Source organism: Marinobacterium weihaiense, from assembly GCF_019061305.1.
In the GTDB taxonomy this organism is placed as follows: domain Bacteria; phylum Pseudomonadota; class Gammaproteobacteria; order Pseudomonadales; family Balneatricaceae; genus Marinobacterium; species Marinobacterium weihaiense.
The window spans coordinates 186,198-204,872 of sequence record NZ_JAHQZT010000002.1 but is presented as its reverse complement, the minus strand read 5'-3'; the positions used below and the strand labels follow the sequence as shown (position 1 = coordinate 204,872).

Genomic DNA, 18,675 nt, shown 5'->3' with positions numbered 1-18,675 from the left:
CCGTAAACGAAAACAGGCTCCCGTGGGAGCCTGTCGATGGTCAGATGAGGATATGTTTAGTGTAATGAAGGGTTGGCCTGAATTGCAGAAACACCGGACATTCCACTCCAATGCGCTTCTCGTCCTTCGCGCCAGCCGCTCATCCAGTGGCTGCGCATTTCAATGGTTTGGACAGGGCACTCCTCACGGGAACGCCCGTTAATGCCAGCCAGGAATCCACGGTTGAACAGAGTAGAGGTACGATCTCGTTTCTGTTTCTTCATATTGCGCCTCACATATTCTGATTATACAGTCTTCGGCGGTGCTCAGCTGCGTTGGCCGAAGATGCGCTGACTCGATCGATTCACTGTGACGTCACACCCCTATTGATATCTGAAAAAAGCCTCCGTGGCGATTTAAAAAAACTATAATGTTATCAAAGTGTCATAAAGTTTATCCGAGCGCAGTTGCAGCAAAGTCATTTAATTCAATAAGTTAAGTACGCATTGCTCGTTAAGGTAATGCGGTGAAATATTTTCACCTTGCAGTCAGCAGGGGTTCAGCTGCCTGACCGGGTTTATCAGTATCGGAGTCACCCTGCCCATGAAACTATTCATTACCTGCCCCAAGGGCCTGGAAAACCTGCTTCAGGACGAAATCATCGCGCTGGGCGGTGAGGGCACGCGCCAGACCGTGGCCGGTGTCTATACCGACGGTGACCTGGCGCTGGCCTACCGTATCTGCCTGTGGTCGCGTTTGGGCAACCGGGTGCTGATGCCGCTGGCCGAAGGGGAAGCGGAAAACGCGGACGCCCTGTACCAGCGTGTACAAGACGTGGACTGGCTGGCTCACCTGCGCCCGTCCGGCACCTTGACGGTGGACTTCACGGGCCGCTCGCGCGAGATCAACAACACCCATTTTGGTGCCCTCAAGGTCAAGGATGCCGTGGTTGACCAGATTCGTACTGCCACCGGGCAGCGTCCGACGGTCGATCGCAATCAGCCGGATCTACGGATCAATGTCCATCTGCACCGGGACCGTGTCACTGTTGCCCTCGACCTGTCCGGTGAGAGCCTGCACCGACGTGGCTACCGTCTCAAGGCGGGTGCAGCACCGATGAAGGAAAACCTGGCGGCCGCGGTATTGCAGCGTGCTGGCTGGCCGTTTGCGGATACGGCCGCACCGGTATTGGACCCGATGTGCGGTTCCGGCACCCTGTTGATCGAAGCCGCGCTGATGGCGGCCGATGTGGCGCCCGGTCTGTTCCGTCAGCGCTTCGGATTCAGCCGCTGGCTGGGCCACGACAGCCGTCTCTGGAGCGAACTTCAGGCGGAAGCTGAACAGCGACGTCAGCAGGGACTGGCACAGCTGCAGGCGCGCTTTTTCGGGTTTGATGCCGATGAAAACGTCCTGGGTCGGGCCCGTGAAAACGCACGCCGTGCCGGTGTGGCGGATCGGATCGTGTTCAGTCAGCGTCCACTGGAACAGCTGGCGGCGTTGCCCGAGAACCGTCCGGGCCTGGTGGTGACCAACCCGCCCTATGGGGAGCGTCTGGGGGAGACCTCGTCCCTGATGTTCCTCTATCGTACCCTGGGCGAACGGCTCAAGGCCGGTTTCGTTGACTGGCAGGTTGCTGTGTTCACCGGCAACCCGGATCTGTGCAAGGTGATGAAGCTGCGGGCCGACCGTCAGTACCGCATGTTCAACGGCGCCATCGACAGCAAGCTGTTGCTGTTCAAGGTGCACGAGCGTGTCGAGTCCGATGCCGCGGCAGCTAAGGCCGAAGTGTCTGCGGACGGCTTGTCCGAGTCGGCGCAGATGTTTGCCAACCGGCTCAAGAAAAACCTCAAGCAGCTGTCGCGTTGGGTCAAGCGCGAACAGATCAGCTGTTACCGCGCCTATGATGCCGACATGCCAGAGTACGCGGTGGCCATCGATATCTATCCGGGACATGCGGTCGTGCAGGAATATGCACCGCCGGCCAAGGTGGATCCGGTGAAGGCGTTTTCGCGCCTGCAGGACGTGATGCAGGCGGTGCCGGTGGTGCTTGAGCTGCCGGCTGAGCGCGTGGTATTGAAGCAGCGCAAGCGTCAGCAGGGGCAGCAGCAGTATGAGCGCCAGGATGAAAGCGGCCATTTCATGGAGGTGCTGGAGCATGGCTGCCGGTTGCAGGTCAACCTGCATGATTACCTGGATACCGGTCTGTTTCTCGATCACCGCCCGGTGCGCCATCGCATCCAGCAGCTGGCCCGGGGCAAGGATGTCCTCAACCTGTTCTGCTATACCGCGACCGCCAGCGTCCATGCTGGTGTGGGCGGGGCCAGCACCACAACCAGTGTTGACATGTCGGCGACCTACCTGGAATGGGCACGGCGCAACATGGAACTCAATGGGCTGCCCAAGGCACAGCACAAGCTGGTGCAATCGGACTGTTTCAAGTGGCTGGAGCAGCCCCGCGCCGAGCGTTATGACCTGATCTTCATGGATCCGCCCACCTTTTCCAACTCCAAGCGAATGCAGGACGTGCTGGATGTGCAACGTGACCATGTACGTTTGATCGAAGGTGCGATGGCGCTGCTGAAGGAGGACGGACTGCTGATCTTCTCCAACAATTATCGCCGTTTCAGCATTGACCGGGAGGCGTTGGCGGCATTCGATATCCGTGATGTCACGGCACAAACACTGGATCCCGACTTCAAGCGTAACAGCAAGATTCACTGCTGCTTCGAAATACGTCACCGCTAACGTCTGCTGGCGGAGCAGGCCGCCGGGGCCATCAGAGTGGCACGAAAGCTGCTTATACCTTCGTCCGATGCGCACTCCGGCCTGTGCTGTTTTCAGACAGTGCAGGCCGGCACGTGCGCTATTCTGATTCGAGGGTGCTCGGCGGCGCTGCCACTTTTTGGTGCGCGTGCCCGGCAAAGAGGCACTCTCCAACCTGACGGAGGACGCGACGTGGATTCGATCAGTACGGCTATCGGCACGCTGACGCAAAGTGCCAATACGATGTTCATTTTGCTGGGGGCAGTCATGGTGTTCGCCATGCATGCCGGCTTTGCATTTCTGGAGGTCGGCACGGTAAGGCGCAAGAACCAGGTCAATGCACTGGCCAAGATCATGAGTGATTTCGGCTTTTCGGCGCTGGCCTATCTGCTGGTCGGGTACTGGCTGGCGTATGGCGTCACCTTTTACGACAGTGCGGCCGTGCTGTCTGAAAACAACGGCTACGCACTGGTCAAATTCTTTTTTCTGATGACGTTTGCAGCGGCGATTCCGGCCATTATCTCCGGCGGTATTGCCGAACGCGGCCGCTTCTGGCCGTTTCTGACGGCTTCGGCCCTTGTGGTCGGTCTGGTATATCCGCTGTTTGAAGGCATTGCCTGGAATGGCAACTACGGCATTCAGGCCTGGCTGGAAACCTGGTTCGGCGCGCCCTTTCATGACTTTGCCGGTTCGGTGGTGGTGCACGGAGTCGGCGGTTGGCTAGGGCTGGTTGCGGTGCTGATGCTGGGCATTCGCCAGGGACGCTACAAGGGCGGTCGGCTGGTGGCGTTTCCGCCGTCCAACATCCCCTTTCTGGCCCTGGGGGCCTGGATTCTTTGCATCGGCTGGTTCGGCTTCAATGTCATGTCGGCCCAGACACTGGAGGGCATTTCGGGGCTGGTGGCGGTCAACAGTCTGATGGCGATGGTCGGCGGCATCATCAGTGCACTGATCGCCGGACGCAATGACCCCGGCTTCATTCATAACGGGCCGCTGGCCGGTCTGGTGGCGGTATGTGCCGGTTCCGATGTCATGCACCCGCTGGGGTCACTGGTGGTGGGTGCGGTTGCTGGTGTGCTTTTCGTCTGGAGCTTCACCCTGTTGCAGACACGCTGGAAAATCGATGATGTGCTGGGCGTGTGGCCGCTGCACGGGCTCTGCGGTGTCTGGGGTGGTCTGGCAGCCGGTATTTTCGGCAGCGAGACGCTGGGCGGCCTGGGTGGGGTCAGTTTCATGGCGCAGCTGGCCGGTTCCGTACTGGGCGTTGGCATTGCCGTGGTGGGCGGTCTGATCGTGTATGGCGTCCTGCGTCAGCTGGTCGGTTTGCGGCTGGATGCCGAGCAGGAGTACAACGGTGCCGACTTGAGCATCCATCGTATCGAATCCACGTCGGATGATCGTTGAAACGGGCGACAAGGCATAAAAAAACCGGCTTCATCAGAAGCCGGTTTTTCGTTGCAGGTGTGGCCTTAGTGCTGGTGACCACCTTCGCCGTGCACGTGGCCGTGCTCGACTTCTTCATCGCTCGCTTCACGGATTTCAACAACTTCAACGTCGAACGTCAGAGTCTGTCCCGCCAGCGGATGGTTGCCATCCAGCGTGATGTTGTCGCCTTCAACCTTGACGACGGTCACCGGCTGCTCGCCCCAGGGGGTCTGCGCCATGAACTGCATGCCGGGCTGAACGTCATCGATGCCGGCGAAGGCGCTGCGATCAACGTCCTGTACCAGCTCGTCACGCACCGGGCCGTAGCCTTCTTCAGGCTCAACGGTTACTTGCAGGCTGTCACCAACGGCCTTGCCTGCCAGCGCGTTTTCCAGGCCCGGGATGATGTTGCCGGCACCGTGCAGGTAAGCCAGGGGCTCCTGACCGTTGGAGCTGTCCAGCACATTGCCTTCGGCGTTGGTCAGGGTGTAGTGAATGGATACAACGGATTTTTCAGCGATCTGCATCAGGGGTCTCCTGGTTGATCAGAGATGCGTCGGTGCTCAGGCTACCCGCCGTGTCCTTTGCCTGAGCACAAAGGGTGTAAAGCCGGTAACAGGGCAGCTTGCAGGGCTCCCGGTTGGTTTGACGGCACATGCTAACCATCGCGTATCCAGGGTGCAACCCGAAACCGGCGGGGAGTGATCCCGAGACAGGAAAAAACCGTAGATATCTCTTTTTGTGGGAGGTTAGGGAATGACAGCAAAGCAGCGAGTGGCCATTGTCGGGGCGGGATTGGCGGGGAGCCTGGTTGCCTTCGGGTTGCGTCGGCGCGGTTGTACGCCGGATGTGTTCGACAAGAGTCGAGGCACCGGCGGGCGCTTGGCCGCGGCACGTCTGGGGGGCAGCAGTGCTGATCTGGGGGCGCCGATGATCCCGACGGATTTGGCCAACGAGCTGCGTGCATTGTCGCCCGAGTTGCCGATCCAGGCCTGGACAGTACAGGTGGCGAATTTTCAACTTGAACTGCAGGGCGAACGGTCGCTGCAGGTTCCCGTGCCGCGCGCCAGCGCACTCACGCGTCAGCTGCTGGAAGGTACCACTCTCTATACACAAAGCCGCGTGCGGGCCATTGAGCCACTGGATGCCGGCTGGCAGCTGGTCATGGATGATGATAGCGTGCATGGTCCCTACGACCGTGTTGTGCTTGCCGTGCCGGGCCCTCAGGCGGTTCCTCTGCTGGCCGCCGTGCCGGCGCTTCAGCAGCGTGCACAAGAGGTGGTGATGGCGCCGGCCTGGGTGATGCTGGCCGAGCAGCCCGCGTGTCCTGAGGCCCTGGCCGAGATTGACTGGCTTGAAGGCGAACATCCCGTGTTGGCACGCATTTGTCGTGACTGCGGCAAGCCGCAGCGCAGCGGCAATATCTGGCAGCTGCAGGCACGTGAAGACTGGTCGGCAGCTCATGTCGATGCGCACCCCGACTGGATTGCCGAGCAGCTGCTGCATGCTGTGTCCGATTTGGCCGGGGCTGGTTTCACCCCGGTGACTCAGCGTGTTCATCGCTGGCTGTATAGCCAGGTAGCGGTATCACCCGGCTCCGAGCCCTTGTCCCCCTGCGGGACTTTGGGTGTCTGCGGTGACTGGGTTGGCGGGGCTGGCCTCGAAGGGGCCTGGCACAGTGCACAGCGACTGTTGGCGGCGTTCGACACTGGTCGCTGACTAAGGTGACAGGTAGACTGTCGGCCAAATGTCGAGGGAGTGAAACGTGGCTGATACATTACGCAAAGAAGTAGACCAGGCGCTGGCGTCGTTGTCGACCGTCCTGCTGGGCAAGACATCATCCGTACGACTGGCCATGACCTGTCTGCTGGCGGAAGGGCATTTATTGATTGAAGACCTGCCGGGCATGGGCAAAACCACGCTGGCGCACGCGTTGGCGCGGGTGCTTGGCGTGGATGACAAGCGTATTCAGTTCACCAGTGACATGTTGCCGGCCGACATTACCGGCGTCTCCATTTTTGATGCCGCCGAGAGCCGCTTTCGCTTTCACCCCGGGCCGGTCTTTACCCAGCTGCTGCTGGCGGATGAAATCAACCGTGCCACCCCCAAGACCCAGTCGGCGTTGCTGGAAGCGATGGAAGAAGGTCAGGTCAGTGTCGACGGTGAGCGTTATGCGCTGCCCGAACCGTTTTTTGTGATCGCAACCCAGAACCCCTCCAGCCAATATGGCACCTTCCCGTTGCCCGAGTCTCAGCTGGACCGTTTCCTGATGCGCATCAGCCTGGGGTATCCGGCGCCTGAAGTCGAGCGTCAGCTGTTGGCGGGTGGAGGGACGCGTAACCAGGCTCGCCAGCTGGAGCAGCAGTTGCCGCCCGAACGCTTGGCTGCAGCCCAGGCGGCCTGTGCCGAAGTGCATGCCTCATCAAGTCTGATCGCGTATGTGCAGCGGCTGCTGCAGCATACCCGCGACGCCGCCGGTTTCAGCTATGGCGTGTCACCTCGAGGAGGGCTGGCACTGTTGCGGTGTGCCCGCTGCTGGGCCTGGTTGGCGGGGCGTGACCATGTTGTACCCGAAGACGTGCAGGCGGTGCTGGGGCCGGTGGTTGGGCACCGTATTCGCTCAGCCGATGACCTGTCGGGACAGGAGGGTGACCGCCTGGTGGCACGGCTGCTGGCTGAGGTGGATGTCCTTGGCCACTGAGCAGCTGCAGGGGGCCCGGCGCCGCATACGACGCTGGATGTTGTCGCGGCAACAGCCGGCCCGCTCGCACCGTCTGACCCAGAACCGAATTTTCATCCTGCCGACGCGCGCTGGCAGCGTCTATCTATTGCTGTTGGTGCTGTTGTTGGTAATGGCAATCAACTATGAAAATAACCTGATCTACGCGCTGACGTTTTTGTTGCTGGGCGTCTTCATGAGCGCCATCTTCCATACCTACAGCAATCTGGCGGGCATCGAGGTGGAAGTGCAGGATGCGCAGCCCTGTTTCGCTGGTGAGCAGGCCGGGTTCGAGATTGAGCTCAAAGGGTCCGCACGGCGCACGCGCGAGCAGTTGCAGTTGCAGTTGGCCGCACAGACGCTGCCACGCATACTGGATGTGGTTCAGACGCGGCAAAGGGTGCAACTGGACTGCCCGGCCGCTCAACGGGGTTGGTTGCGACCCGGCGGACTCAGGCTGCAAACCACTTTTCCCTTGGGGCTTTTTCGTGCCTGGGCTTGGCTGAATTTGGACGCGAAGGTGCTGGTCTACCCTGCACCGCTGGATGTGCCCCTGCCGTCGGCGCTGCAACCGGCGACAGGGCAGGGGCAGGATTCGCTGTCACGGCGAGCCGGTGAGGACGACTTTGGCGGCCTGACCCGTTTTGAGCCCGGGATGTCGCCGCGTCAAGTCGATTGGAAAAGCTATGCCCGTGGGCGAGGGCTGCACGCCAAGCAGTTTGAAGGTCATCAGGATCCGGATCTCTGGCTCGATTTGGACATGCTTGGGGGAGAAGCACTGGAGCGACGGTTGTCAAAGTTGACCGGCTGGGTGTTGGAACTGTCACGTCGAGATGTGCGTTACGGCATCAAACTGGGCAGTTTCGTACTGCCTCCTGCCAGTGGTGAAGGCCAGCGGACACGGGCCTTGAGTGCTTTGGCCCTCTATGGATTGGAGGTGACCGAATGAAGAGTGCACAGATCAGTCGTACCGCGGTTGCCCTGCAGTTGGTAGCCGTTTTACTGGCCGTGGTACCGCATGTGACCTGGTTGCCCTTATGGGTGCTGGCGCTGCTGCTGGCGAGTACCGGCTCGCGCCTGATGATTCACAGTGGTCGCTGGCCGTTTCCGCATTGGCTGGTCAAGGCCGTATTGGTTGCGGCGGCCAGTATTGGCCTGATTCTGAGTTTCAATCACCGCGCCGGCCCCGAAAGCATGGTGGCGCTGCTGATTGTGGCGCTGTCACTGAAGTTGCTGGAGGTGTATCACCGGCGGGATGCGTTCGTGGTCCTGTTTGTCTGCCTGTTTGTGGCTGCCACGAGTTTTCTGTTCGATGAATCATTCTGGATGGCGCTGTACATACTGGCGGTTACCCTGTTGATTCTGGCAGCGTTGAACAGCATTCAGCAGGGGGCCGGCGCCGGGCGTTACAGCACCAACCTGAAAACCGCAGCCAAGCTGTTGTTACCCGCTGTGCCCTTCATGTTGGTGCTGTTTTTCCTGTTTCCGCGTCTGGATCCCCTCTGGTCTGTCAGAGTGCAGGGCAGTGGGGCTACGACAGGGCTGTCGGATGAGCTGTCGCCGGGGGATATAGAATCACTGGCACAGTCCAGCGCTCTGGCCTTTCGCGCTACCTTTGAACATGATGAGGCGCCGCCTCCCGAGCAGCGGTACTGGCGAGCGTTGGTAATGAGTGAATTTGACGGACGCCGCTGGACGCGTCCCGATCCTGCTACACGGCAGCGGCTGCGTCCCGAAAAAATGACCGCTGAGGGCGCGGTATTGGAGTATAGCGTGGTGATGGAACCCAGCGGCCGACCCTGGCTAGTGGCGTTGGATCAGCCACTGGCGCCGGCACCGGGTATGGCCCTGAGTGCAGTGCGGACCCTGCAGCTTGATGCGCCGCTAGAGCGGCGGCGTCAGTATGAACTGCGCTCGTCCCCGGCGTACCGTTTACAGCCGTTGTTAACAGCGGCTGAGCAGCGCCATTATCTGCAGTTGCCTCGAGGCGGCAACCTGCAAAGCAGGGCCTTGGCCCGTCAGCTGCAGCAACAAGCCGGTGGCGACCCTCAGGCCCTGATACGGGCGTTGATGCAGCGTTTCAATCGCTCCTATGTCTACACCCTGGAGCCGGGGCGGCTGGGCCGAGACAGCGTTGATGCGTTCCTGTTTGACACTCAGCAGGGATACTGCGAGCACTTTGCCAGTGCCACGGCCTTTGTTCTGCGCAGCGCCGGTATTCCGGCCCGTGTCGTGACCGGCTACCAGGGCGGGGAATGGAACCCATACGAACGCTATATCCAGGTGCGCCAGTATGATGCCCATGCCTGGGTGGAAGCCTGGCTGCCGGGGCAAGGCTGGCGCCGTCTGGACCCGACCGCGGCGGTGGCGCCTGAACGGATCCGCATGTCGGCGGGTGATTTTTTTGACACGGATCAGACGCGGTTCGGTCGTGCCGCCACCGGCTTGGACATCGCTTGGCTGCGCACCCTGAGTCAACGTTATGATGCCTTTAATTTTGCCTGGCATCGTTGGGTACTGAACTATCAGGGTGAACAATCCGGTTTGTTGGAGGACTGGCTCGGGGGGAGTGATACCTGGCGTCTGGTCCTGGCCTGGTTACTGCCGACCGGGGTGGTCTTTGGTCTGGTGGCCTGGTGGCAGCTGCGTCCGCGTCGGGTACGTCATCCCGACCCGCTGGAGCGTCAACTGCAGGCGTTGCAGCAGGCCCTGCAGCGGTTGGGCTGGGGGCGTGAACCTGCCGAGACTGTTTCGGCTTGGCTGACGCGCTTGGCCGATGAATGGCCCTCCATGCGGGCGGAGATGCAGCGTTTGGCATGGCTGGATGAACAGCAGCGCTATGCCGGTGAGTGCAGTCACGACGTGCGTGGCGAAATGCTGCAACTGTGTCGTCGATTGAGACAGCAGTTGCCGCGCAAGAGGTCAGTATGAGCCAGGCTTATCGGCTGTTGCGCAGTGCCCGGCGCAAGACTCTTGCGATTCAGGTTCGTGAGGGTGAGGTCATCGTGCGTGCACCGCAGCGAGCAAGACGCGCGGATATCGAATCGTTTGTGCATAGTCGTCGCGACTGGATTCTGCATCATCAGGCCTGTCAACAGCAGGCCATCCAAGCGATCGGTGTGCGTATTGAGCAGTCGGGCGTGATTCCCTGGCAGGGGCAACTGTTGCCACTGTTCTGGCAGCGTGACGGCACCAGTCAGGTGCTATTGCAGCCGGCACGCGTGGACGTCCACCTGTCACGCCGCGTGCGGCGGCCTGAGCCGGAGGCGGTTGCCGACGTGCTCAAGCGCTGGTTCCGGGATCAGGCGCGGGTGCGGTTGTTGCCACGGGCCGAGATATTGGCAGCTTCTACCGGGCTTAAGCCCGCGCAGGTCGAGATTGGCCACTGGACTGGACGCTGGGGTCAATGTTCGAATCGTGGCGAAGTGAAATTGAACTGGCGGCTGTTGCAATTGAGCCCGGAACTGCAGGATTACGTTATTCTGCATGAGCTTTGCCATCTGAAGTACATGCATCACGGGCCCGCGTTTCAACGACTCTTGCAGCGCCATTGTTCCGATCACCCGCGTCTGAAACGTGAAATGGCGCAGTACACGCTGTGGTTGAACTGGTAACTGATACCTTAGGAGAATGGTGTTGGGCGCACGACTGTGACAAAAATAAGACGCTTATAATGAACCAGCAGCCCATGGAAGGCTGCCCCGACCCTCAATAACGATAACAACGGGGTAATAATGAGTCTTTACACGGCAATTGAAAAAACGGCATTCAACACATTGACTCGCAAAATTGTGGGTAATGTGCTGTTTTTGTTGTTTCCGCATGTAGTTCTGATCATATTCGGCAGTTATTTTGCAGCTGAAATTCGGGGTGTACTGGCCGGGCTGGATCTGCGACCTGACCAATTAGCGGCTATTGAAGGCAGCCTCTCGTCACTGTTGCTAACCACGGGCATTACCATTAGCGTCGCGCTGGTGGCGGGTATTTTCACCATCTTCTTCATGCGCCACCTGTTTCTGCGCCCCATCCGTGAAATTACCGCTGTACTCAAGGCCATCAAGGACAAGGATGGTGATATTTCGGGGACCTTGCCGGAATACACCCATGATGAAATATCCGAGATGGCGGCCGCCTACAATGAATTTGCCGACAGCCTGAAAAAAATGATCGCCGAAAGCCAGCGTCGATCAGTCAGTGTGGCGCTTTGTGCAACCCGGTTACAGAAGGTGGTGGTGCAGGCGCACCAGTCTGCCGAGCGTCAGGAAAGCCAGGCTCAGATGGTGTTCCAATCAAGCCAGGAATCAACTCAGGCCATTGATGAAATTGCCGGCAGTACGCTGACCATCAGTGAGCAGAACGGCACTAATCTGCAAGAAGTTCATGGTTCCAGTAACGAGCTCAAGCGAGTACATGAACAGGTGCGTGCCGTCTGTGAGTTGGCTGCGGGGTTCCAACAGACGGTTGACAAGCTGAGTGAAAATTCGGGCAATATCACCAACATTTTGTCCATGGTAAAAGACTTCTCGGATCAGACCAATCTGCTGGCACTGAATGCCTCCATCGAAGCGGCCCGTGCCGGTGAGGCCGGACGCGGCTTTGCCGTTGTTGCGGACGAGGTGCGCAACTTGTCACAGAAAGTCAGTAATGCAACTCGCGAAATTGATGCCAATATCGGCGAAATGGCAGCGCTGGTCGAAGATACGCGTGACAGCGCCCACAATATTCTCGAATATGTGGACAATACCGACCGCTTCATTACCAGCACCAATGAACAGTTCTCGCGCATGGTGGGTGACTTTGAGGAGGTCAATGCGCAACTGACCGGCATCAGCGCCGCCATTGATGAGCTGTCGCATACCAACCGAGAATCTCATGGCCATGTACAGTCGATTACCGAACTCTCGGCCGGCATTCGGGACGAAATGGCACAGTCGCGCAGTTATTCCGAAGAGTTGGAAATCTCGACCGAGGAGACACAGGAGCTGCTGTCCCGTTTCATCATTGGCTATGGCGGCTTTGAGCGCATGATTCAGACCGGCAAGCAGTGGTCGAATGAAACGCTCTTGGCCATGGAGCGGTTGCAGGTACAAGGCGTCAACCTGTTCGATCATAACTACCGACGTATGAACGAGGGGCAGTTACCGGAGAAGTTTGAGTGTGGCTATACCGAACGCTTCGAGCGAGAGCTGCAGCCGTTGTTTGATCGTTTTATTCAGGAGCGGCCGGAGTTTATCTATGCGATTGCCGTTGATCGTAACGGCTATGCGCCGGCTCATCATGCCAAGGTGTCCAAACCGATGACAGGGGATTTTGCTGTCGATAACCTGCACAGCCGTCATCGCCGTATCTTTGCCGGTAACCGGGCGGAAAAGCGACGCGCTTCACATACTTCGCCTTTCCTGCTGCAGACTTTCATTCGAGATACCGGAGAGGTGCTCAATGACCTGTCGATTCCCCTCTACCTTGATGGGCGTCACTGGGGGGCGCTGATCATGGGGTTTGACCCCGAGCATCTGCTCAAGGATGTGAACTGAGTGCGCAGGGCTCCAACCTGATCAGAGGTCGGAGCCGGTGGTGAACTGGCGTACCAGTCGCTTAAGCGTGTCGTAGTCGAGCGGCTTGTTGCAGATGGCCGAGACGCCTGCACTCTGAATAGATGCCAGTCGCTTTTCGTTTTGTTCCGATGTGATCATCATCACGGGCACCGTTGGCTGGTCACTGTAGTGGCGGATATGCTCGACCAGTTCCAGTCCGTCGATATTGGGCATATTGTAATCGGAGATGACCAGATCAAAACGACGCTGCTTCAGAATCTGCAATGCTTCAGCACCATCCTTCGCCTCCACCACCTGTTCGATGCCGATGGAGTTCATGCTTTTGCGCACGAACTTGCGTGACAATGGGCTGTCATCCACGATCAGCACCTGCATGAATTCCAGTTCATCACTTTCCTGCGGCTCAGGGTCATGCAGATCACGGATGTAATGCATGGTGTTGCGCAGCGCCGTTTCCAGCTCCTCCTTGCAGAAGGGCTTGGGCAGAATGGCGATGGCACCGGCCTGGCGGATAGGCTCCAGGTAGCGGTAATGCGTTTCGGATGAAATCAGCAGAAAGGTGACATCCATCAGCGCCGGTGTATCGCGCATGCGGCTAACAAGCTCAGTGCCGGTCATGTCCGGCAGGTGCATGGAGGAGACCACGATATCCGGTACCACATGCTGCATGCGTTCCAACGCCGGGCCAGCTTGTTCGAAAGGTTCGATTTCCTGCAAGCCTACCTCGTGCAGGTAATCGATAATGATGGTGCGCTGCAGTTTGGACGGTTCAATGACCAATACCAGAAGTTCATCGAGATTCATATTCAGTTTCATCCGGTTCAAGTCTGTGACAGGGCACAGGTAAGGTGGCTGCTGTCGGCAGCAAGCCAATACCGTTTGTTTTAATGTGCAATATACAAAAACTGGCTTCTAGTGTCTCAGATTATCGACTATGAATCTGTACTCTGTTGCATCTTCAATTCTTTTCACATTGTTGCGTGTGTGCAGCGCAGCATTGAGTTGCGTATCGCTGGCCGAAGCTCTTTAATGGTGCCGGGCATAGAAGAGTAAGTTATATGAATAGAGATGTTTGGTTGCTTGCGCTGTGTCAGGCGCTGCTGAATACCGGGAATGTGCTACTGGTGTCGGTCAATGGCCTGATTGGGCGTCAGTTGGCGCCCGTCGAGGCTCTGATCACGCTACCGGTGGCGTTTCAGTTCATTGGTTTGATGTTGGCAACGATTCCGGCATCCCTGATCATGCAGCGCATCGGGCGTCGCAACGGCTTTTTGCTGGGCAACCTGATCGGCCTGTCCGGTGCGCTGCTCTGTTTGTATGCACTGCAACTTGGGTCCTTTGTGTATTTCTGTACGGGCACTGCGTTGCTGGGCGTCGGTATTGGTTTTGGTATGTTGTATCGCTTTGCTGCCGTCGAAGTGTGTCGCAAGGGGCACGAAAGTCGTGCCATCTCCATGGTCATGCTGGGGGGGGTTATTGCGGCCGTGCTGGGGCCCAACCTGGCGGTACACGGCCGGGATCTGGCGTGGGGTGTTGATTTCAGCGGGGCCTTTGTCGTGCTGGCTGGGGTGTACCTGCTGGCACTGGTGTTGCTACTGCGTATTCGCATACCGCCCATGGTAGCCGACCACGGCGGCACCACGCGTCCGCTGCGTGCAATCATGCTGCAGCCGCGCTTCGTGATGGCGGTGATGGCCGGCATGGTGAGTTTTGCTGTCATGAACCTGCTGATGACGGCCACCCCCCTGGCCATGGATCGCTGCGGTTACAGTTTTGCCAGTGCTGCCAACGTCATCGAGTGGCATGTGCTGGGCATGTATCTGCCGTCCTTTTTCACCGGGCATTTGATTCGACGCTTCGGCGAAGTGGCCCTGATGAAAACCGGTGCGCTGGTCATGCTGGGCTGTATTGCCATCAATCTGCACGGTCAGACCGAGTGGCATTTCTGGGCGGCGCTGTTGTTGCTGGGTGTTGGTTGGAATTGGATGTTCATCTGTGCGACTTCGTTCCTGACGGCGGCATATACACCGGCTGAAAAGGCCAAGACACAGGCCGCCAACGAGTTTCTGGTATTCGGCATGGTGACCTGTTCTGCACTGGCGGCGGGCTGGCTGGAGTCCAGCCTGGGCTGGGCCAGCATGAATGTATTGATGATTCCGGTCGTGGGCTTTACGCTGCTGGCTCTGTTTCTGTTGGAGCCGGTCAGGCGCGAGGCCGAGCCGGTCCCCACTTGCTGAGGGTATGCTGATCCATGTGTGAGTTGCTGGCGATTACCACGGCACAGCCGTTGCATCTGTCATTATCGCTGGCGCGGTTTGCGCGCCATGGAGGCGAGGAAGGGCCGCATGGCGACGGCTGGGGACTGGCCTGGTACGAGCAGGGCGATGCTCAGCTGATCCGTGAGGCAGCGGCTTGTGCTCACAGCGAGACCGCTCATTGGTTGACCGAACGTCACCGGCCGTCAACGCTGTTTGTCGGCCATATTCGCCACGCGACCCAAGGTGAAGTGGCGCTGCGCAACACCCAGCCGTTTCAGCGTGAGGCCGGTGGCGTGACCCATGTGTTCGCACACAATGGCAACCTGAACAGCTTCATTCACAACCCCAAGCGCTTTGCGACCGGGCATTACCGCCCGGTGGGCGAGACCGACTCTGAACGCGCCTTCTGCGTACTCATGGCACGCATGGCCGCAGTGTGGCAGGAAGGGCGGCCGGCCGAGGATGTCCGGCTGGCGATCGTGGCTGACTTTGCCGCGCGTCTGCGTCAGCTGGGGACGGCCAACTTTCTCTATACCGATGGTGAGTTGCTGTTTGCACACAGTCATCGCCGCCGCCAGAACAATGGCGAGACTCGCACGCCGGGACTGTATCTGTTGCAATGCGATGGCAGCGATACGGCGGGTATTGAAGGGCTGGAGCTGGAAGCGAGGCCGCATCAGCCGACCGCCATGCTGGCCAGCGTGCCCCTGGACGAGCGTGACTGGCAGCCACTGCCTGAGGGCGAAGTGCTGATGTTCAAGGACGGAGTACTGCTGGAAAGCTGCCCCCGCCTAGTGCTCTGGCATGAAACGGCCCAGGAGCTTGAGGGTTAGGCCCGGGGAGGCGGAGAGTCTGCGCCGAGCACGCCTTCAGTCTCGGTCTTGGGTGCAGCATCCAGGCGCCTGACCGCTTTCTGCAGGATCAGGTTGTTGGGGTAGTGGATCACTTCGCCATTGTCACAACGGATGTGCAGGTGGAACAGGCCGATCTCCGTGATGGTACCGGTAATGTCATCGTCCTTGTCGAGCACCTTGATCCGGTCGCCAATGCGATAGGGGAACGCAAAAAAAATGATGATGCTGCCGGTAATGTTGCTCAGGATGGACCACTGGGCAAACAGGGCAACCCCGATGACCGCAAAGGCTGACGAGAACAGAATCATCAACTCGGCGTAGTCAACGCCCCAGATGATGCAGATCAGCATCACGGTAATGACCAGCTGCAGCAGGCCGAAGAAGCGCTTGACCACCAGCAGGCGTCGGTTGGCCACCTGCTTCTGCAGGCCGACCCGGTCCAGCAGGCGACTGCTGATCCAGCGGGCAACGAACAGTGCCGTAACCGCGGCGGTTGTCAGAATCAGTTGGGTTTCCCACATGCATAGCCTCCTTTTCAGCGAATGCAGTTTACCAGGTAAGCAATTTCGGCACTGCAGGTCTGCGGGTTGATGAGACTGTCAGGCAGACGCTCCGGTGCCTCAACCAGACCGCGTGCGATCAGCTCATTGATCAGCGGCAGACTGCTGAACCCGGTCTTGCCAACGTAAAGCCCCTTGATATCGTCGCTGCGCCAGAGTTTCAAGGCCTGGCTGAAACCGCTCAGGTACAGGTGGTCTTTGGTAAAACCGCCGCCGCGATGTACTCGGGCCGTGATTTTGAAGGCTTCCTCCTCACTGCATTGGTGGTCCTCTACCAGCATGCGCCAGGTACGGCAAAAGTCATTGTGTCGCAGCATCTGATCAACGGCGACGACTCTCAGGGCAAGGGTTTTGAGGCGCTTTAAAGTCAGGTGGCCGCACAGGTACTCACTGAGAATGGCCAACCCCTCCTGTGCATGGGTATTGCCCGGTAGGCCCAGGGTGAAAACCTTCAGCGGCTGGGCGGCAGCGTTGAGCGATGTCACCATGTGAACGCCCAGCTCGTGATGGGCCAGGGCGTGCATTTCGGACTCGCTGGCTTGACTGCTGCGGCGGACCATCAATGCCTTGCGACCGTTATTGACCATGGCCTGTGCCAGCAACCGGTCGGACAGCTCAACCTTGCATTCAAGTCCCCAGTCACGCGCTTTCTGCTCGAAAAACGGCACCATTTCCTCTGATCGATAGCGCGGGCCGTTTTGCTCTTCAGGCCGGTCCGCTGCATGCAGCAAAAAGTGGGCGTTGGCAAGATCCTCGGGTGTGGGCTCGCCATAGTAGCGTAGCGAGTTATACAGAAACCGGTCCGTGCCGATGCTAACCAGCAGGTCGATACGCGCAGCCAGGGTATCGATCACGTCCCGATACAGTTGGCGCAATGCCGGTTCTCGAATGCGATCCACCGGCAGACGATAGAGCTTTTCACGGTGGGCGAAGGGGTCAATACGCAGCTGACGATAGCTGAAATCGGGAGCTGTACGGCCCTTATTGCGCAGGAAACGGCGCTCTTCACGGCTGATGTTGATCGGGTTGATATACAACAGGGTTTCGAGGCCGCGGGCCAGCTTCTTTAGCGCCTGGTCAAGGCGTAATACCTCTGCCGGCATCTGGCTGGGCATGAGGTCGTGGCCGCTTACTCGGCGGTTGCTCAACTGGCGGGCCAGAGTGGCTGCCGCTTCATACAGGCTGGTGTGCAGGCCATGCTGTAGGGCATCAGTCATGACTGGATAGAGCTGTCCCTTGTCATCACGGAACACGGGCTGTATTTGAATCGGCATGGTTAATGTCTGTTCATGCCGTGTATTGACGTGAGCGCTCAAGTAATCCCCGGTTTCCGGCGCTTCACCTCGGCTGATACTGGCCTCTATATGTGGCAATTCCAGCGCCTGCAGCTGTTGATTCAGGCAGCCGATAACGGCCTCGCCGTCCGGCATGCGCACCTGGGTGTCGATCAGATGAAAGAGTCCGGGAGTCGCGTCCGTCTTCGGCTCACCGGCCGCCACTTCGTCCGAGCCGGGCGCGCCGCCGTGCAGATCGATCAGCAAACAATGGCCGTGATCGGCCTCCAGTGCATCCAGCAGGGCGTCCAGCAGATGATAGAAGCGCTGGTGCTCGCGCTGGGACAGCTGCTGCATGGCCTTCGTGGGCGGGCGCTGCCACAGGCCGCGATTATTGATGCGTCGGCGCAGGCACTTGGTCAGCGGGAAGTTAAGGTCACAAGCCAGTCGGGATGTAGCAGTGGTCAGGGTTATCGGCAACAGCTCGACCAGCGCATCGGTGCCGACGGACTCCAGTTGGCTTCGGGTCCGTGGGGCAAGCTGTAGGCGCTGCTCGAACGTTGGCCGCAGCTCGGTGCCGGCGTGGAGCACGGTACAGACCAGTGGCACATATTCATCCACACGCAGCTGCAGCCCACTGCCACGCAGGCGGGCATTGATCGGCTGGCGGTTTTCGATCAGTGTTAGAATGGCCGCTTCAGACAGCATTTGCATTTTCAATTACCTTACGAACGGCGTTCTTGTCCTGTTTAACCCTTTTGAGTCTCGTGGTAAGGGGGCGACAGAGCGCGTTGCTGATATTGTTGTGGAGGGAGAGGTTGGCCGAACCGGTGACGGCATTGCCTTGCAAAGCCGCTTCATGCATCAGGCATAGGCTGGTGTCGTTATTGGGCTTGACCTGTTCCTGGGTATACATCAGAAAGCAGATTTTCATCATGGTTCTCCTGCGGACAGGTGGCGAGCGATCGGAAAAACCCCTGATGGTGGCTGTCGGTGTTTGGTCGTCACAACGGAAAGGTGCCGATGCTCAGGCATGAGCAGCTTGGGGCAAGAGCGCGCATTGGACGCCATAATTGTCCGCGCGGCAAGCATTATTAGACGCGCCAAAGCGTAATTTTTTCATCCATGTCCGGCAGTATAGTGCGCTTTTTTCATACTGCCGTGGGCTGTATGAGTATGCCGGTCACAACATGGGCATGGTGACGGCACTGCGCTTGATAGCATGGCCCTGCCAAGGAAGACATGTGCACATGTTCGATGGTATTCCTCGCACAACGCAGGCTTCACC

Annotated in this window: 16 protein-coding genes; 10 read left to right on the top strand and 6 right to left on the bottom strand. The window is 58.8% G+C overall.

The window, feature by feature from the left end; genetic code table 11:
- Positions 1-56 precede the first annotated feature (56 nt).
- Positions 57-263, bottom strand: a complete 207-nt coding sequence (gene rmf / locus KTN04_RS02765) for a ribosome modulation factor (protein ID WP_217333674.1) — start codon at positions 261-263, stop codon at positions 57-59.
- 319 nt (positions 264-582) lie between these two features.
- Here rmf and rlmKL point away from each other — a divergent pair, with 319 nt between their 5' ends.
- The gene (rlmKL, locus tag KTN04_RS02760) at positions 583-2,724 is read left to right on the top strand and encodes a bifunctional 23S rRNA (guanine(2069)-N(7))-methyltransferase RlmK/23S rRNA (guanine(2445)-N(2))-methyltransferase RlmL (protein ID WP_217333673.1); all 2,142 of its coding nucleotides are present in this window, start codon (positions 583-585) and stop codon (positions 2,722-2,724) included.
- A 210-nt stretch (positions 2,725-2,934) separates the two neighbouring features.
- Entirely contained in the window at positions 2,935-4,146 is a 1,212-nt protein-coding gene (locus KTN04_RS02755) for an ammonium transporter (protein WP_217333672.1), read from the top strand.
- Between the two features lie 65 nt (positions 4,147-4,211).
- Here the strand turns inward: KTN04_RS02755 and KTN04_RS02750 are convergent, their stop codons facing one another.
- On the bottom strand, positions 4,212-4,694 hold the full coding sequence (locus tag KTN04_RS02750; protein WP_217333671.1) for an FKBP-type peptidyl-prolyl cis-trans isomerase: 483 nt from the start codon (positions 4,692-4,694) through the stop codon (positions 4,212-4,214).
- Between the two features lie 229 nt (positions 4,695-4,923).
- Between KTN04_RS02750 and KTN04_RS02745 the strand changes: the two genes are divergently transcribed.
- The 6 genes from KTN04_RS02745 (at position 4,924) to KTN04_RS02720 (ending at position 12,420) form a co-directional block, all read left to right on the top strand.
- Positions 4,924-5,886 (top strand): NAD(P)/FAD-dependent oxidoreductase, encoded by a 963-nt coding sequence (locus KTN04_RS02745; RefSeq protein ID WP_217333670.1) that lies wholly within the window; start codon positions 4,924-4,926, stop codon positions 5,884-5,886.
- Between the two features lie 46 nt (positions 5,887-5,932).
- A complete protein-coding gene (locus KTN04_RS02740) occupies positions 5,933-6,868 on the top strand; it encodes an AAA family ATPase (protein ID WP_328515950.1) in 936 nt (311 codons plus the stop codon).
- Positions 6,858-7,835: a DUF58 domain-containing protein gene (locus tag KTN04_RS02735; RefSeq protein ID WP_217333669.1), complete on the top strand. Its 978-nt coding sequence runs from the start codon at positions 6,858-6,860 to the stop codon at positions 7,833-7,835. Before KTN04_RS02740 ends, KTN04_RS02735 begins: the two co-directional genes overlap by 11 nt.
- Positions 7,832-9,817, top strand: coding sequence for a transglutaminase family protein (locus tag KTN04_RS02730; RefSeq protein ID WP_217333668.1), 1,986 nt, complete (start codon positions 7,832-7,834; stop codon positions 9,815-9,817). Before KTN04_RS02735 ends, KTN04_RS02730 begins: the two co-directional genes overlap by 4 nt.
- Positions 9,814-10,500 carry a M48 family metallopeptidase gene (locus KTN04_RS02725; protein WP_217333667.1) on the top strand — a complete coding sequence of 229 codons (687 nt, stop codon included), beginning with the start codon at positions 9,814-9,816 and terminating at the stop codon, positions 10,498-10,500. The genes KTN04_RS02730 and KTN04_RS02725 overlap by 4 nt, the downstream gene beginning before the upstream one ends.
- 120 nt (positions 10,501-10,620) lie before the next feature.
- Positions 10,621-12,420: a methyl-accepting chemotaxis protein gene (locus KTN04_RS02720; RefSeq protein WP_217333666.1), complete on the top strand. Its 1,800-nt coding sequence runs from the start codon at positions 10,621-10,623 to the stop codon at positions 12,418-12,420.
- A gap of 21 nt (positions 12,421-12,441) precedes the next feature.
- Here the strand turns inward: KTN04_RS02720 and KTN04_RS02715 are convergent, their stop codons facing one another.
- Complete coding sequence (locus KTN04_RS02715; RefSeq protein ID WP_217333665.1) at positions 12,442-13,245, bottom strand: response regulator; 804 nt, start codon at positions 13,243-13,245, stop codon at positions 12,442-12,444.
- 254 nt (positions 13,246-13,499) lie between these two features.
- Between KTN04_RS02715 and KTN04_RS02710 the strand changes: the two genes are divergently transcribed.
- Positions 13,500-14,678 carry an MFS transporter gene (locus tag KTN04_RS02710; protein WP_217333664.1) on the top strand — a complete coding sequence of 393 codons (1,179 nt, stop codon included), beginning with the start codon at positions 13,500-13,502 and terminating at the stop codon, positions 14,676-14,678.
- 14 nt (positions 14,679-14,692) lie between these two features.
- Positions 14,693-15,532, top strand: coding sequence for a class II glutamine amidotransferase (locus KTN04_RS02705; RefSeq protein WP_217333663.1), 840 nt, complete (start codon positions 14,693-14,695; stop codon positions 15,530-15,532).
- Here the strand turns inward: KTN04_RS02705 and KTN04_RS02700 are convergent.
- Genes KTN04_RS02700 through KTN04_RS02690 form a run of 3 tightly spaced genes read right to left on the bottom strand, consistent with a single transcriptional unit; the run spans position 15,529 to position 18,321 of the window.
- Positions 15,529-16,074, bottom strand: coding sequence for a mechanosensitive ion channel domain-containing protein (locus KTN04_RS02700; RefSeq protein WP_217333662.1), 546 nt, complete (start codon positions 16,072-16,074; stop codon positions 15,529-15,531). The two genes, KTN04_RS02705 and KTN04_RS02700, sit on opposite strands and share 4 nt — an antisense overlap.
- A gap of 14 nt (positions 16,075-16,088) precedes the next feature.
- Positions 16,089-18,101 carry a flavohemoglobin expression-modulating QEGLA motif protein gene (locus KTN04_RS02695; RefSeq protein ID WP_217333661.1) on the bottom strand — a complete coding sequence of 671 codons (2,013 nt, stop codon included), beginning with the start codon at positions 18,099-18,101 and terminating at the stop codon, positions 16,089-16,091.
- A complete protein-coding gene (locus tag KTN04_RS02690) occupies positions 18,085-18,321 on the bottom strand; it encodes a hypothetical protein (protein WP_217333660.1) in 237 nt (78 codons plus the stop codon). The genes KTN04_RS02695 and KTN04_RS02690 overlap by 17 nt, the downstream gene beginning before the upstream one ends.
- Positions 18,322-18,675 lie beyond the last annotated feature (354 nt).

Excerpts from the sequence above, each read along its gene's own strand:
- KTN04_RS02745 (WP_217333670.1), top strand. The coding sequence starts at position 4,924 with ATGACAGCAAAGCAGCGAGTGGCCATTGTCGGGGCGGGATTGGCGGGG.
- KTN04_RS02710 (WP_217333664.1), top strand. The coding sequence starts at position 13,500 with ATGAATAGAGATGTTTGGTTGCTTGCGCTGTGTCAGGCGCTGCTGAAT.
- rlmKL (WP_217333673.1), top strand. The coding sequence starts at position 583 with ATGAAACTATTCATTACCTGCCCCAAGGGCCTGGAAAACCTGCTTCAG.
- KTN04_RS02720 (WP_217333666.1), top strand. The coding sequence starts at position 10,621 with ATGAGTCTTTACACGGCAATTGAAAAAACGGCATTCAACACATTGACT.
- rmf (WP_217333674.1), bottom strand. The coding sequence starts at position 263 with ATGAAGAAACAGAAACGAGATCGTACCTCTACTCTGTTCAACCGTGGA.
- KTN04_RS02695 (WP_217333661.1), bottom strand. The coding sequence starts at position 18,101 with ATGCAAATGCTGTCTGAAGCGGCCATTCTAACACTGATCGAAAACCGC.
- KTN04_RS02690 (WP_217333660.1), bottom strand. The coding sequence starts at position 18,321 with ATGAAAATCTGCTTTCTGATGTATACCCAGGAACAGGTCAAGCCCAAT.
- KTN04_RS02715 (WP_217333665.1), bottom strand. The coding sequence starts at position 13,245 with ATGAATCTCGATGAACTTCTGGTATTGGTCATTGAACCGTCCAAACTG.
- KTN04_RS02705 (WP_217333663.1), top strand. The coding sequence starts at position 14,693 with ATGTGTGAGTTGCTGGCGATTACCACGGCACAGCCGTTGCATCTGTCA.
- KTN04_RS02700 (WP_217333662.1), bottom strand. The coding sequence starts at position 16,074 with ATGTGGGAAACCCAACTGATTCTGACAACCGCCGCGGTTACGGCACTG.
- KTN04_RS02730 (WP_217333668.1), top strand. The coding sequence starts at position 7,832 with ATGAAGAGTGCACAGATCAGTCGTACCGCGGTTGCCCTGCAGTTGGTA.
- KTN04_RS02725 (WP_217333667.1), top strand. The coding sequence starts at position 9,814 with ATGAGCCAGGCTTATCGGCTGTTGCGCAGTGCCCGGCGCAAGACTCTT.
- KTN04_RS02750 (WP_217333671.1), bottom strand. The coding sequence starts at position 4,694 with ATGCAGATCGCTGAAAAATCCGTTGTATCCATTCACTACACCCTGACC.